This window comes from Flavobacterium bizetiae (assembly GCF_024271895.1).
GTDB lineage: Bacteria > Bacteroidota > Bacteroidia > Flavobacteriales > Flavobacteriaceae > Flavobacterium > Flavobacterium bizetiae.
The window spans coordinates 503,127-517,500 of the sequence record NZ_CP091861.1; the positions used below are offsets into that span (position 1 = coordinate 503,127).

Annotated in this window: 11 protein-coding genes, 2 tRNA genes and 3 rRNA genes; 3 read left to right on the top strand and 13 right to left on the bottom strand. The window is 37.3% G+C overall.

Annotated elements, in window-relative coordinates; translation table 11 throughout:
- Positions 1-82: 82 nt before the first annotated feature.
- The 6 genes from L0669_RS02400 to L0669_RS02425 form a co-directional block, all read right to left on the bottom strand.
- The gene (locus L0669_RS02400; protein ID WP_263761043.1) at positions 83-820 is read right to left on the bottom strand and encodes an SDR family NAD(P)-dependent oxidoreductase; all 738 of its coding nucleotides are present in this window, start codon (positions 818-820) and stop codon (positions 83-85) included.
- 77 nt (positions 821-897) lie between these two features.
- On the bottom strand, positions 898-1,467 hold the full coding sequence (locus L0669_RS02405; RefSeq protein WP_263761045.1) for a Crp/Fnr family transcriptional regulator: 570 nt from the start codon (positions 1,465-1,467) through the stop codon (positions 898-900).
- Positions 1,468-1,540: 73 nt separating this feature from the next.
- Positions 1,541-1,858, bottom strand: coding sequence for a nucleoside triphosphate pyrophosphohydrolase family protein (locus tag L0669_RS02410; RefSeq protein WP_263761047.1), 318 nt, complete (start codon positions 1,856-1,858; stop codon positions 1,541-1,543).
- A gap of 3 nt (positions 1,859-1,861) precedes the next feature.
- Positions 1,862-2,776, bottom strand: coding sequence for a helix-turn-helix domain-containing protein (locus L0669_RS02415; RefSeq protein ID WP_263761049.1), 915 nt, complete (start codon positions 2,774-2,776; stop codon positions 1,862-1,864).
- A gap of 37 nt (positions 2,777-2,813) precedes the next feature.
- Complete coding sequence (locus tag L0669_RS02420) at positions 2,814-3,125, bottom strand: hypothetical protein (protein WP_263761051.1); 312 nt, start codon at positions 3,123-3,125, stop codon at positions 2,814-2,816.
- 14 nt (positions 3,126-3,139) lie between these two features.
- Positions 3,140-3,946 (bottom strand): SDR family oxidoreductase, encoded by an 807-nt coding sequence (locus tag L0669_RS02425; protein ID WP_263761054.1) that lies wholly within the window; start codon positions 3,944-3,946, stop codon positions 3,140-3,142.
- 455 nt (positions 3,947-4,401) lie between these two features.
- Here L0669_RS02425 and L0669_RS02430 point away from each other — a divergent pair, with 455 nt between their 5' ends.
- Both L0669_RS02430 and L0669_RS02435 read left to right on the top strand, forming a co-directional pair.
- Positions 4,402-6,405: a TonB-dependent receptor plug domain-containing protein gene (locus L0669_RS02430; protein ID WP_263761056.1), complete on the top strand. Its 2,004-nt coding sequence runs from the start codon at positions 4,402-4,404 to the stop codon at positions 6,403-6,405.
- 17 nt (positions 6,406-6,422) lie between these two features.
- The gene (locus tag L0669_RS02435) at positions 6,423-7,016 is read left to right on the top strand and encodes a molybdopterin-dependent oxidoreductase (protein ID WP_263761058.1); all 594 of its coding nucleotides are present in this window, start codon (positions 6,423-6,425) and stop codon (positions 7,014-7,016) included.
- 46 nt (positions 7,017-7,062) lie between these two features.
- On the opposite strand, the gene lpxA is transcribed toward L0669_RS02435, so the two are convergent.
- A complete protein-coding gene (lpxA, locus tag L0669_RS02440) occupies positions 7,063-7,836 on the bottom strand; it encodes an acyl-ACP--UDP-N-acetylglucosamine O-acyltransferase (protein WP_263761060.1) in 774 nt (257 codons plus the stop codon).
- 60 nt (positions 7,837-7,896) lie between these two features.
- The gene (locus L0669_RS02445) at positions 7,897-8,460 is read right to left on the bottom strand and encodes a Crp/Fnr family transcriptional regulator (RefSeq protein WP_263761062.1); all 564 of its coding nucleotides are present in this window, start codon (positions 8,458-8,460) and stop codon (positions 7,897-7,899) included.
- Positions 8,461-8,520: 60 nt separating this feature from the next.
- On the opposite strand from L0669_RS02445, the gene L0669_RS02450 reads away from it, so the two are divergent.
- Positions 8,521-8,727, top strand: a complete 207-nt coding sequence (locus L0669_RS02450; protein ID WP_263761064.1) for a hypothetical protein — start codon at positions 8,521-8,523, stop codon at positions 8,725-8,727.
- A gap of 318 nt (positions 8,728-9,045) precedes the next feature.
- Here L0669_RS02450 and rrf read toward each other — a convergent pair.
- The 5 genes from rrf to L0669_RS02475 form a co-directional block, all read right to left on the bottom strand.
- Positions 9,046-9,155, bottom strand: a 5S ribosomal RNA gene (gene rrf / locus L0669_RS02455).
- Positions 9,156-9,311: 156 nt separating this feature from the next.
- Positions 9,312-12,195, bottom strand: a 23S ribosomal RNA gene (locus tag L0669_RS02460).
- A 135-nt stretch (positions 12,196-12,330) separates the two neighbouring features.
- A tRNA-Ala gene (locus tag L0669_RS02465) sits at positions 12,331-12,404 on the bottom strand.
- A 182-nt stretch (positions 12,405-12,586) separates the two neighbouring features.
- Positions 12,587-12,660, bottom strand: a tRNA-Ile gene (locus L0669_RS02470).
- Positions 12,661-12,788: 128 nt separating this feature from the next.
- Positions 12,789-14,302, bottom strand: a 16S ribosomal RNA gene (locus L0669_RS02475).
- The 16S, 23S and 5S rRNA genes sit together here with 2 tRNA genes alongside, the layout of an rRNA operon.
- Positions 14,303-14,374: the final 72 nt, after the last annotated feature.

Consider the following 14,374-nt stretch of genomic DNA (forward strand, 5'->3'; position numbering starts at 1 on the left):
TAAAATTTTTCATCAGAGTATATTTATCAGAGGCCAGATTCAAACTTCATTTGAATCTGGCCTCTGATATTTTTAGAATATTTTACCACGGACTAATTCCAGTTGCATCTTCGATATCATTACTAAAAAATTGTCCTGTCGGCGCATTTTCATCAGTAAATGTATGTTTTATAATAAAAGCTGCCGCGCTTTCTACTGAACCCGGACCGTTATGATGGTTAAAATCTGTAGCTGTATAACCCGGATCAATCGCATTTACTTTAAAAGGTAAATCTCTCAACTCATAGGCCAACGCGATAGTATATGCATTCAAAGCCGCTTTTGATGTAACATAACTTGCTGCTTTAAAGTTATAATATTTCCAGGTAGGATCGCTGTGTAAGGTTAGAGATCCAAGTCCCGAGGTAATATTACTGATTCTTGGCGTTTCTGATTTTTTAAGCAATTCTAAAAAAGCTTGCGTAACACTTATTACACCAAAAAAATTGGTATCAAATACATTTTGAATGTCTTTAATCGATGTGTCTAAAGCACTTTGCGGAAACTCTCCACTAATTCCTGCGTTGTTGATGAGGATATCTAATTTTCCTTTTTCACTTTCTACAATATTTTTAGCCGCTAAAATGGTATCCGGTTTTGTAACATCAATTTGAATTGCTTCGATATTTTCAAATCCGCTTTTGTTTAATTCTTTTACGACTGCCTGCCCTTTTTCAAGATCACGGGTTCCTAAATAAACGAATAATCCTTTTTTAGAAAACTCTTTTACCAGTTCTAAACCAATGCTTCTATTTGCTCCTGTAATTAATACTGAATTCATTTTTTCTTGTTTTAAATTATTGAAGCAAAGGTCATTCGTTTAAAAACAAAATCATTTGCCATTTGACAAAAAGCAATTTAACGTATGTTTTTTCTAATTCTGCTCAAAGAAGATTGTGTAATTCCTAAATAAGAAGCCACATAAGATAACGGAATACGATTGATCACATTAGGATAAATTTTTAAAAACATCAAATAACGCGTGGTCGCATCCTCTGAAACCAGCGGACTTCTTCTTTCTACTTTTTGCCTCAATGCTTTTGAAATAATTTTATGCACGATAGCATCCCATCCCACAATAGTATCTAAAAGTTCTCTCCAGTCTTGTTTAGAAAAAACCAAAAGTTTACAATCGGTGATAGCCTGTACATAGGCATTTGAACAAATTTCATTATCGAAACTTTCCAGATCAACGACAAGATTATTTTCATCAATAAAATATTTGGTAATTTCTTCGCCTTTGTTGTTGTAATAACAAACGCGTATCACTCCGTCTAAAACAAAACCGACTTGCTGTGCAATTTTTCCAGCTTCAGAAAAATATTCATCTTTTCGAAGATTTAATTCGGTTGCTTTTTTCGTAATTAAATCAATTTGTTGCTGATTTAAATTACCAAACTGCAATATGTATTCTATAAAATCTTTCATAGAGGCAAGTTAGTCAAAGTTATCAGATCAAAATTTGTCATTTGGCAAAAAAATAAACTTCTTAAAATCAGTTTTACAATAATTTTTCTGTCTCAGATAAAAATTCTTCAGTAGCTTTTTCAATATCAATATTCATTCTTTCTGCTAAAACAGTAAGCCACCAAATAGATTCTCCAATTTTATGTTTCAATTCTTGTTCTGTATTTGCTTTTGGCCATCGCCCTTGTTGCGACATTACGTGACGCCCTACTAAACCGGCATCTGTTAAAAAAGCCAATGCATCCTCCTCTATAGTCCATTCACTTCCGTGATGCGTCAATTCTAATTCATGATAACGCTTTCTTATTTTTAAAGAACGTTCTTTTAATTGTTCAAAATTTATTGATGCCATAATTTAATTTTTATTAAATGATTCTTTAAATGCGACTGGACTTAAATTAGTTTTCTTTTTAAATAATTTATTGAATGATTGAGGATGTTCAAATCCTAATTTGTATCCAATTTCTGCAATTGAGTACGTACCGTTTGCAATATATTCTTTTCCTTTCTCTATTAATTTATCATGAATAAACTGCTGTGTGTTTTGACCACTAAGATTCCGTAACAAATCGCTCAGATATCTTGGTGATAAATTTAATCGCTCTGCTAAAAATTGTACAGTCAGTACACCATTTACTAATGTTTTTTCCTGATCAAAATAATCATTTATTTCAACTTCTAACTTAGCCAATACATCATGATTTACAGCTTTACGCGTAATAAATTGCCTGTTATAAAAACGATTACTATAATTGAGTAAAAGCTCTATTTGAGATATAATGACATCCTGACTAAAATTATCTATTCTTTCGTTGAGTTCATTCTGAATAAAAGCAAAAACGCCTAAAATAGTTTCCTTTTCTTTCTCTGATAAATACAAAGCTTCAGAAGCCGAGTAATTAAAAAATCCATATTTTTTAATTATAGCATTTAAAGAATAAGGACGAATAAAATCAGGATGAATATGCAATGACATTCCGCTATAATCTGCTTCTTCATCCTGCATTCTCAATATTTGTCCGGGAGAAACAAAAGACATTCCTCCTTCTTCAAAATCATAATACCCCTGACCATATTTTAGTTTTCCTTTAAAAATAGTTTTAAAAGAAATTTTATAAAAATCTAAAATAATTCCTTGTTCAAAATCCTTCGGATCAAAAATGGCTTCTCCATAATTCAGAATACTAATAAGCGGATGCATTGGTTTAGGTTGCCCCATAGCAATATGCAGTTCAGATACTGTATTGAATATTTTTGGCTGATTTTTCATGATCGCTGTTTTTGTTATTATGCACCACTTTACTTTTTTACTTTTCCAAATTTACAAAATGTTCTATGGGCGCAATATTCCAGCTTACGGTACTTTGATCAATTAGATCGTGAACAGTAGAATCACTTAGTTCATCCATCAATCTATGCATAGCTTTTGTACCATCTTCGGCATTTCCCCATATAAGCAAATCATGCACAATATTTTTCTTTAATTCAAAAATACTTCTGGAAACAAATCCTTTTTGCTGTTTTAAAAATTCATCAACTTCTTTATTAGCCGTAATAAATTGCTGAATGGTGCAGTTATTTAATTTAAAGGTAGTAAGTTCTATAGCCTGATTTTTCATTCTTATTTAAAATTTTAAAAAGTAAAATTTGTTCTAATATTCTGAACCTGAGTTTCGACGCCGTATTTTATTCGTTCATCGTATAATAAGTTCGCATCATTTCCTGCAATGTATCGCAATTGATTTTTATTATCCGTAGCCGATTGAAAAACAATTTCAGCAATATCTTCCACTTTTGTATAATTACTTAATTTTTCGGCACTATAACCTTTACTTACTTCCGCAGTCAATTTTTCATAAGCATCATGTTGGCCTAACTCCATAGATCGAACAGCAAAATCGGTCTGCATTCCGCCTGGCGCAATAATTTTAACTTGTATCCCAAATTGCGCCAGTTCGTAAGCCATACTTTCTGAAAAACCATCGATAGCAAATTTTGTTGCGCTATAAATAGAACACATCGGATATCCTATCAAACCAAAAGTAGAAGTAATATTAATAAACATACCGCTCTTTCTTTCACGAAAGTGAGAAGTAAAAGCTTTTGAAACTCTTATAACACCAAGCAAATTTGTTGTTATCTGACGCTGAATTTGTTCATCATCTAATGATTCTAATACTCCAATTAGTCCATACCCCGCATTATTCATGACAACATCTACATCATATAAATGAGTAACTTCTTCAATACCTGAGATGATCTGATCCTGCTGGGTTACATCCAAAGGAAGTAGAATTACATCTTTGAGTTTATTTAATTCTGTTTCATTTTCCGGATTTCGCATTGTAGCAATTACACGCCAACCTTTACTCTGAAATAATTTAGCTGTTGATTTTCCTAAACCTGATGAAGCTCCTGTGATAAAAATTGTCTTTTGCATTTTTTTATTTGTTTTAAAATTCTAATACAAAAGTCGAAAGAAACGTTACGGCCCATGTAGTAGTTTTGATGTTTCTATTAGCCAAAATGACAAAAGAAGACAATTAATATTTACATCCCAATAAAACAGTTGAATGTAAAAAACAAAAAAGACCAAGCTTAATTAAGTAAAAATACGTATAATTGCAAATAAAAAATACGTATTTAAAAATGAAGAGGATTTAGAAAAATCATTATTAACCAAAATAATATTTACAATCAAATCTATATTATTTTAATATCTTTATAATAATCAATACTTTATAAAACTAAATAAACAAAAGCACATCCTGATGTCCTGAGACATACATTTCAGTATTCATTTAAAAACATACTGAATTAAATATCAAAACAACCAAAACCAATACTATTAACCATCAGTATTCATTTCAAAACATACTGATTAAAATTTCAACTATGAAAATAAAAATTATAGCATTTTTGTTATTACCGTTTATTGCGATGAGTCAGCAAAAAAATCAGAGTCAGGTAGATTCTGTTAAGACATCGAATGTATTTGAGTTGGGAGAAGTTATAATAACCAATCATAAAAACAAGGATACGTTGAACAGAGTCACTTCTAAAAAGATGGAATCCCAAAACAAAATGGAGGTTTCGAAAGCCCTAAATATGCTACCCGGAATAACCTTAACCGCTTCCGGTCCACGAAATGAATCGATGGTTGCGGTACGCGGTTTCGATCTTAGACAAGTTCCGGTTTATATGGACGGAATTCCGGTTTATGTTCCTTATGATGGTTATGTAGATCTGGCGCGTTTTACCACTTTTGATCTTGCCGCGGTCGATGTTTCAAAAGGTTTCTCATCTGTTCTTTACGGACCAAATTCGTTGGGCGGTGCTATTAATTTAATATCCAGAAAACCATCAGAAAAACTGGAATATGACGGATCTCTCGGAATGATAAATACAAATGGCTATAAGGCAAACATTAATATTGGTACAAATTTGGGGAAATTTTATGTTCAGGGCGGCTACTCGTATTTTAACAGAGATTCATTTAGAATGTCATCCAATTTTGTCCCTACTAAAAATGAAGATGGCGGACAACGCGATAATTCGTATCGAAAAGATCAAAAAATAAGTTTTAAAATTGGATGGACACCAACTGAAAAAAGTGAATATGCAATTGGATACATCAATCAGATAGGCGAAAAAGGAAATCCGGTTTATACCGGAAATGATACACAAAATCCGTTATATTCAAAACCACGATATTGGCAATGGCCAGAATGGAACAAAGAAAGTTACTATTTTATTTCTAACTCTAATATAGATGACAAAAACAGTTTTAAAACCAGAATTTATTTTGATAGATTCAAAAACAACCTTGAAAGCTACGATGATAATACCTATTCTACACAAACCAAAGCCTATGCTTTTGAGAGTATTTATGATGACTATACGTACGGGGGAAATGTTGAATATAATACGAAGCTAATTCCAAAAAATGATTTAAAAATTGCTTTTCATTTTAAAGAAGATGTACATCGCGAAAACAATTTTGGAGAGCCCGTTCGTCATTTTGTAGATAATACAATTCTGGTAGGTATTGAAGACATTTATAAAATATCACAAAAATTAACCTTAATTCCAGGTGTAAGCTATAACATTCGAAAAAATAAAGAAGCGCAGGATTATAATGCGACTACCAAAGTCATCTCAGATTATCCTGCCGCAGATGCAAGTGACGCCTACAATGCACAAATTGGGTTATTTTATCAATTGAATAATCAAAACAAATTAGGTGCTACAGTTTCAGAAAAAACAAGATTTGCTACCATAAATGATCGTTACTCCTATCGGATGGGAACTGCTATACCAAATCCGGATCTAAAACCTGAAAAAGCGACAAATTATGAAATCAATTATACAGTAAACGCTTTTCAAAAACTAACGTTTCAAACCGCAATATTTTATAGTTCCTTAAGTGATGCTATTTTAAACGTTAGTAATCTAGTTCCAGGAAAATCGCAAATGCAAAACTTTGGTAAGGCAGAATACAGAGGTATCGAAGCACAAGTAAATTATGAGATATTAAATAATTTATCCGTTAATTTTAATTACACTTATCTCGAAAGAAAAAACATAACAGATCCTTCGATTCATTTTACCGATGTTCCAAACACAAAAGCAATGGGAACTTTAGAATATCAACCTATAAAATTATTAAAGTTAATAGCCAATTCTGAATTTAATTCTTCACGCTTTAGTACAAGTTACGGCGCCAGAGTTCCGGATTATACACTTTTAAATCTTTACGGATCAGCCAAGCCGTTTAAAAACTTTAGCCTTGATGCCGGAATCAACAACATCTTCGATAAAAATTACAGTCTTGTAGAAGGTTATCCTGAAGAAGGACGTAATTTTTTCATAACCCTACGTTTTTTTAGTTCTAATTAATATAAAACCATACCAATATGAAAACAAAAACTTATCTATTTGCTCTTTTTATTGCTCTAACTTTTACAATGTGCAATACGTCGAAAAAAGAAGATGTCAACCAAACAGAAAAAACACCAAAAGCCAAAGAAAGTGACGAACATATCGCTTTATCACCAGCCGATAGTTTAAAACTGGTAAATCATCAAATTGAGATAAAAGGCGAAGTAGAATTTCCGCTTCAACTAACCGTAGATTCTCTCCGAAAAATGAAAGTCGTTGATATTAATAATCTAAAAATTGTTTGCCAAAGTGGTGCTGTAAAAAAAGACGATAAAACTTCGAAGGGTGTATTACTAAAAGATATTTTAGAGAAAGCCAAAATCAAACAAAACGGACATAAAGACCGAAACTTTTACATCGTAGCCAGAGCATCCGATGATTATAAAGCAACCTTCTCATGGGCCGAACTTTTCAATAATCCAACAGGAGAAAATACCTATGTCCTGTTCGAAGAAAATGGAAAACCAATTAAAAACGGAGAAATGATTTTAATTTGTGGTAATGATATCAAAACAGGACCACGACATGTTTATTGGCTCAAAACAATTGAAGTCTATAAAGTAAAATAATTTTATAAAATCTATTAAGAAACTCCATTAGCAATAATGGAGTTTTCTAATCTATATTTCCTTTTATAATTCCTCTTTTAGATTGCTTAATAAAATTCAGAATATTATCATGTTCTATTGTTCGTTGAAAATTTTCTTCAATAAGATTTAAAGCATGAGTTGTATTTCGTTTTTCCTGAAAAATAATTCGGTAAATATCTTTCAACTCCCTAATCTTATTTGTCTCAAAACCCCTTCTTTTTAATCCAATTACATTTAAGCCACAATAAGACAAAGGTTCTCGTGAAGCTAATACATAAGGAGGAACATCTTTTACAACACGACTCATTCCACTAATCATAGCATGTTCACCAATGAGTGAAAACTGATGAATCGCCGACAACCCACTAATATTGGCCCAATCTCCCATAATTACTTCGCCGGCAATACCAACATTAAAACCAATAATACAGTTATTACCAATCAAACAATCATGACCAATATGAGTATTAGCCATAATTAGCGTACTATCTCCAATTATTGTTTTACCTTTTGATGCAGTGCCTTTGTTGATCGTAACAAACTCCCGAATAATAGTATTGTTTCCAATTTCCAGTAAAGTATATTCGCCTTTGTATTTCAAGTCCTGAGGAATTCCACCCAAAACCGCTCCCGAATGTATTTGACAATTTTCTCCGATCCTTGTACCACTTAAAATATTCACGTTACTACCAATCCAACTATTATCTCCAATTACTACATCATTTTCAATAGTCGAAAAATTCCCAATGTGCACATTCTTTCCAATTATAGCCTCCGGACTAATTATACTGTTTTTCAATTCCTTTTATTTTGAAATGCAAATATTGAAAAGAAATACATCCTATTTATTGATCTAAAGTCAAGTAATTTGAGCCCTGATCCTGCTCAAGGTTTCAGAACTTACACCAATGAGAGACGCGATATCTTTTAATTTAGCTTTTAGAATGATCTGAGGTAAAGAATTTAATAAGTATAAATATTTTTCCTGAGCATTCATTGAAGTATAAAAATGATGGAATTCATTTAATTTAGAAAGATAAACTCGCAACAGTTTTATATGAAACTTAGAAAATAAAGGATATTCCAATAAAACTTGTTCGTCCTGAAAAGAAAGCGAATATACAATTGTCTCTTCTGAAACCTGAAAACTTTCAAAAGAAGGTTTCTGTTCAAAAAAACTACTCAATGATGTTACAAATTGATTATCTGTATAAATCCATTTTGTAACCTCAATTCCATCTTCTACACAAAACCTGCGCACCAAACCTGATTTTATAAAATAGATCTTAGAACATATTTTTCCCTCAGTAATGATAAACTCACCCCTTTTAAATTTTTCTTCAACAAAATATTTTCTTACCGCTTGTTCAGTTTCCAAATCCAACTCCTGAAAACTATTTATTACCCTTAATAACTCAGTCATAATTCAAACTATTGCTTAAACAAATTTATCAATATAATTGAGAATGAATTCTAAAAATACATGACAAGAAAACAATTAGAAAATCGCAAAACAAAAGATTTAAGCCCTTTTATTTTTTCCACCATGAATCAAGTCATAAAACATATTACAAAAGCTAAAACACAAAATAAAACAACAAATAGTAAATGTTATAAGTATAATAATTTGGGCGTCTCCCTACGGGCCGGGCTGTCCGCTAAATCTTTTGCGAGAGAGGTTTTAGGGTAAGGCTTTGCCAGAAGTTTAGTGTATCGCAAAAGGATACCGCTTCCATCCCTAACGCGGCCTCGTGTAAACAGAAGATTGGTTTATCAAAAGAAATTTCAATTCCTGGATTTGCGGATAAAATTCCAAATTCCAACTATTAAAAGATATTTACCACATATTTTAAATTAAATTTCAATAAATAACCCTACAGCTTTGCGACCTTTATTAATGACAGAGTAATAAAAAAATCATTGCGTTCTTTGCGGTTAAATAAATAAAAACGCAAAAGTGTTATAAAACAAAAAATCCTCATCAAATAAATGATGAGGATTCTTAAAAGAAAGGCGACGACATACTCTCCCACATAACTGCAGTACCATCTGCGCAGGCGGGCTTAACTACTCTGTTCGGGATGGGAAGAGGTGAGCCCCGCCGCAATAACCACCTTAAGGTCGTTGTTACTTGAGGTAACTTTTTTAATTAACAATTGATAATTTACAATTCATAATTAAAAACAATATCTTAACATACTGAGATAAAGAAAAGTACTTTTATTTACTATTTTAGAAAGTTTCTTCCTCCAAGTTGCCCTGGAGGAAAAGGGTGTACATAAGCTTACGGATTATTAGTACTACTCGACTATGACATTACTGCCTTTACATCTATAGCCTATCAACGTGGTCATCTTCCACGATCCTTAAAAGAAATCTCATCTTGTGGTGGGTTTCGCGCTTATATGCTTTCAGCGCTTATCCCTTCCAAACGTAGCTACTCTGCGGTGCCCCTGGCGGGACAACAGATACACTAGAGGTTTGTCCAATTCGGTCCTCTCGTACTAGAATCAGATCCACTCAAATTTCTAACGCCCACAGTAGATAGAGACCGAACTGTCTCACGACGTTCTGAACCCAGCTCGCGTGCCACTTTAATGGGCGAACAGCCCAACCCTTGGGACCTTCTCCAGCCCCAGGATGTGACGAGCCGACATCGAGGTGCCAAACCCCCCCGTCGATATGAGCTCTTGGGGGAGATCAGCCTGTTATCCCCGGCGTACCTTTTATCCTTTGAGCGATGGCCCTTCCATGCGGAACCACCGGATCACTATGCTCTACTTTCGTACCTGATCGACCTGTATGTCTCTCAGTCAAGCTCCCTTATGCCATTGCACTCTACGCACGGTTACCAAGCGTACTGAGGGAACCTTTAGAAGCCTCCGTTACTCTTTTGGAGGCGACCACCCCAGTCAAACTACCCACCAAGCAATGTCCCCCGCAAAACGGGGTTAGGCCTCAGATAAACAAAGGGTTGTATTTCAACAATGACTCCACAACGCCTGGCGACGCCACTTCACAGTCTCCAACCTATCCTACACATCATTTATCCAAGGTCAATACTAAGCTATAGTAAAGGTGCACAGGGTCTTTTCGTCCCACTGCGGGTAAACGGCATCTTCACCGTTACTACAATTTCACCGAGCTCATGGCTGAGACAGTGTCCAGATCGTTACACCATTCGTGCAGGTCGGAACTTACCCGACAAGGAATTTCGCTACCTTAGGACCGTTATAGTTACGGCCGCCGTTTACTGGGGCTTCAATTCAATGCTTCTCCGAAGATAACATCTCCTCTTAACCTTCCAGCACCGGGCAGGTGTCAGGCCCTATACTTCATCTTACGATTTTGCAGAGCCCTGTGTTTTTGATAAACAGTCGCCTGGACCTCTTCACTGCGGCCCTGATTGCTCAGGGCGACCTTTCTCCCGAAGTTACAGGTCTATTTTGCCTAATTCCTTAGCCATGAATCTCTCGAGCACCTTAGGATTCTCTCCTCAACTACCTGTGTCGGTTTACGGTACTGGTACTAATTACCTGAAGTTTAGAGGTTTTTCTTGGAAGCCCTTAGGCGCACTATCTCTTTGTCCGAAGACTCCGAGTACTATCGTATTTCCCCAAGACGCGTGGATTTGCCTGCGCATCTTATAGGTAGGTACTTCAACGAACTATTCCGTCAGTTCGCGGCGCTTTCATCACTCCGTCACCCCATCACAGTAATTAGTAGTACGGGAATATTAACCCGTTAGCCATCGACTGTCCCTTTCGGGTTCGCCTTAGGACCAGACTAACCCACAGCTGATTAGCATAGCTGTGGAAACCTTAGTTTTTCGGTGTGCGGGTTTCTCGCCCGCATTATCGTTACTTATGCCTACATTTTCTTTTCTAACCAGTCCAGCATACCTTACGATACACCTTCAACCCTGTTAGAATGCTCCCCTACCACTTACAGTAAACTGCAAATCCATAGCTTCGGTAATATACTTATGCCCGATTATTATCCATGCTCGTCCGCTCGACTAGTGAGCTGTTACGCACTCTTTAAATGAATGGCTGCTTCCAAGCCAACATCCTAGCTGTCTGGGCAGACAAACCTCGTTCTTTCAACTTAGTATATATTTGGGGACCTTAGCTGATGGTCTGGGTTCTTTCCCTCTCGGACTTGGACCTTAGCACCCAAGCCCTCACTGCTGTGAAACATTATATAGCATTCGGAGTTTGTCAGGAATTGGTAGGCGGTGAAGCCCCCGCATCCAATCAGTAGCTCTACCTCTATATAACTTTATGCACAGCGCTGCACCTAAATGCATTTCGGGGAGTACGAGCTATTTCCGAGTTTGATTGGCCTTTCACCCCTACCCACAGGTCATCCGAAGACTTTTCAACGTCAACCGGTTCGGACCTCCACTGTGTGTTACCACAGCTTCATCCTGCCCATGGGTAGATCACACGGTTTCGCGTCTAACACTACTGACTAAAGCGCCCTATTCAGACTCGCTTTCGCTACGGATCCGTGGCTTAACCACTTAACCTTGCCAGCAACGTTAACTCGTAGGCTCATTATGCAAAAGGCACGCCGTCACCCCACGAAAGGGCTCCGACCGCTTGTAAGCGTATGGTTTCAGGATCTATTTCACTCCGTTATTCACGGTTCTTTTCACCTTTCCCTCACGGTACTGGTTCACTATCGGTCTCTCAGGAGTATTTAGCCTTAGCGGATGGTCCCGCCAAATTCAGACAGGGTTTCACGTGCCCCGCCCTACTCAGGATACCACTATCTATTATACTCGTTACCCATACGGGGCTATCACCCTCTATGGCGTCACTTTCCAGTAACTTCCGGTTCCTTGTACATAAAATGTCGTGGTCCTACAACCCCAACATTGCCGTAACAACATTGGTTTGGGCTAATCCGCGTTCGCTCGCCACTACTTACGGAATCACTTTTGTTTTCTTCTCCTCCGCCTACTTAGATGTTTCAGTTCAGCGGGTTTGCCCACCTATCGGTGTACTATGTCTTCAACATAGTGGGTTGCCCCATTCAGGTATCTACGGATCAATCGGTGTGTGCCCGTCCCCGTAGCTTTTCGCAGCTTATCACGCCTTTCATCGCCTCTGAGAGCCAAGGCATCCCCCATACGCCCTTATTTTGCTTATTGTACCAATCATAAATTAATATGACCGTTTTTTTTTGTTTTTTATTATTCGTATTACTACGATAACAAAAAACGCTTTCTACTTTTTATTATTTTCTTATCTCAATATGTCAATGAACTTTTGTCCTTTCGGACCAGTGGAGAATAACGGAGTCGAACCGTTGACCTCCTGCGTGCAAGGCAGGCGCTCTAGCCAGCTGAGCTAATCCCCCATTTTTCAATCTTAGATTGTAGAATTCAGATTTTAGATTTCTTGAATTCTTCTCTAATTTCTTTTGGTGAATTCCAACTTCCAGAATTTCCTTTTTCTAAGCTTTTCAGTCTTCTTTAGTTTGTTTGTTTTTTTTTATTATAACTTATAATTCATAATTTATAATTCAAAACTCTAAAAAAGTAGTCCCGGGCAGACTCGAACTGCCGACCCCTACATTATCAGTGTAGTACTCTAACCAGCTGAGCTACGAGACTCTGTTTTACTTAAAATTTATTATTTGAACTAACAGCAAGAGTAATTGAATCTCATAGATTCAGTTCCTTTAAATAGACATCTTTTTTCCTCAGCGTGTTGATAAGTCAACTAACACTCGAGGCTCTAGAAAGGAGGTGTTCCAGCCGCACCTTCCGGTACGGCTACCTTGTTACGACTTAGCCCTAGTTACCAGTTTTACCCTAGGCAGCTCCTTGCGGTCACCGACTTCAGGCACCCCCAGCTTCCATGGCTTGACGGGCGGTGTGTACAAGGCCCGGGAACGTATTCACCGGATCATGGCTGATATCCGATTACTAGCGATTCCAGCTTCACGGAGTCGAGTTGCAGACTCCGATCCGAACTGTGACCGGTTTTATAGATTCGCTCCTGGTCACCCAGTGGCTGCTCTCTGTACCGGCCATTGTAGCACGTGTGTAGCCCAAGGCGTAAGGGCCGTGATGATTTGACGTCATCCCCACCTTCCTCACAGTTTGCACTGGCAGTCTTGTTAGAGTTCCCGACTTGACTCGCTGGCAACTAACAACAGGGGTTGCGCTCGTTATAGGACTTAACCTGACACCTCACGGCACGAGCTGACGACAACCATGCAGCACCTTGTAAATTGTCTTGCGAAAGATCTGTTTCCAAACCGGTCAATCTACATTTAAGCCTTGGTAAGGTTCCTCGCGTATCATCGAATTAAACCACATGCTCCACCGCTTGTGCGGGCCCCCGTCAATTCCTTTGAGTTTCATTCTTGCGAACGTACTCCCCAGGTGGGATACTTATCACTTTCGCTTAGCCACTGAAATTGCTTCCAACAGCTAGTATCCATCGTTTACGGCGTGGACTACCAGGGTATCTAATCCTGTTCGCTACCCACGCTTTCGTCCATCAGCGTCAATCCATTAGTAGTAACCTGCCTTCGCAATTGGTATTCCATGTAATCTCTAAGCATTTCACCGCTACACTACATATTCTAGTTACTTCCTAATAATTCAAGTCTAACAGTATCAATGGCCGTTCCACCGTTGAGCGATGGGCTTTCACCACTGACTTATTAAACCGCCTACGGACCCTTTAAACCCAATGATTCCGGATAACGCTTGGATCCTCCGTATTACCGCGGCTGCTGGCACGGAGTTAGCCGATCCTTATTCTTACGATACCGTCAAGCTCCGACACGTCGGAGTGTTTCTTCTCGTATAAAAGCAGTTTACAATCCATAGGACCGTCATCCTGCACGCGGCATGGCTGGATCAGGCTTGCGCCCATTGTCCAATATTCCTCACTGCTGCCTCCCGTAGGAGTCTGGTCCGTGTCTCAGTACCAGTGTGGGGGATCTCCCTCTCAGGACCCCTACCCATCGTAGCCTTGGTAAGCCGTTACCTTACCAACTAGCTAATGGGACGCATGCTCATCTTTTACCGTTGTGACTTTAATTATAAAATGATGCCATTCTATAATACTATGAGGTATTAATCCAAATTTCTCTGGGCTATCCCTCTGTAAAAGGTAGATTGCATACGCGTTACGCACCCGTGCGCCGGTCTCTTAGTCCGAAAACTAATACCCCTCGACTTGCATGTGTTAAGCCTGCCGCTAGCGTTCATCCTGAGCCAGGATCAAACTCTTCATCGTATATTTTTTATATTATATTGCGATGTTATCTATCGGTTCTTTTCAAATCTCTCGATTCTATTACTCTTATTC

Bases quoted from the DNA above. Each gene is read 5' to 3' on its own strand.
- L0669_RS02410 (WP_263761047.1), bottom strand. From the start codon at position 1,858: ATGGCATCAATAAATTTTGAACAATTAAAAGAACGTTCTTTAAAAATA.
- L0669_RS02425 (WP_263761054.1), bottom strand. From the start codon at position 3,946: ATGCAAAAGACAATTTTTATCACAGGAGCTTCATCAGGTTTAGGAAAA.
- L0669_RS02405 (WP_263761045.1), bottom strand. From the start codon at position 1,467: ATGAAAGATTTTATAGAATACATATTGCAGTTTGGTAATTTAAATCAG.
- L0669_RS02435 (WP_263761058.1), top strand. From the start codon at position 6,423: ATGAAAACAAAAACTTATCTATTTGCTCTTTTTATTGCTCTAACTTTT.
- L0669_RS02445 (WP_263761062.1), bottom strand. From the start codon at position 8,460: ATGACTGAGTTATTAAGGGTAATAAATAGTTTTCAGGAGTTGGATTTG.
- L0669_RS02400 (WP_263761043.1), bottom strand. From the start codon at position 820: ATGAATTCAGTATTAATTACAGGAGCAAATAGAAGCATTGGTTTAGAA.
- L0669_RS02420 (WP_263761051.1), bottom strand. From the start codon at position 3,125: ATGAAAAATCAGGCTATAGAACTTACTACCTTTAAATTAAATAACTGC.
- L0669_RS02430 (WP_263761056.1), top strand. From the start codon at position 4,402: ATGAAAATAAAAATTATAGCATTTTTGTTATTACCGTTTATTGCGATG.
- L0669_RS02415 (WP_263761049.1), bottom strand. From the start codon at position 2,776: ATGAAAAATCAGCCAAAAATATTCAATACAGTATCTGAACTGCATATT.
- L0669_RS02450 (WP_263761064.1), top strand. From the start codon at position 8,521: ATGACAAGAAAACAATTAGAAAATCGCAAAACAAAAGATTTAAGCCCT.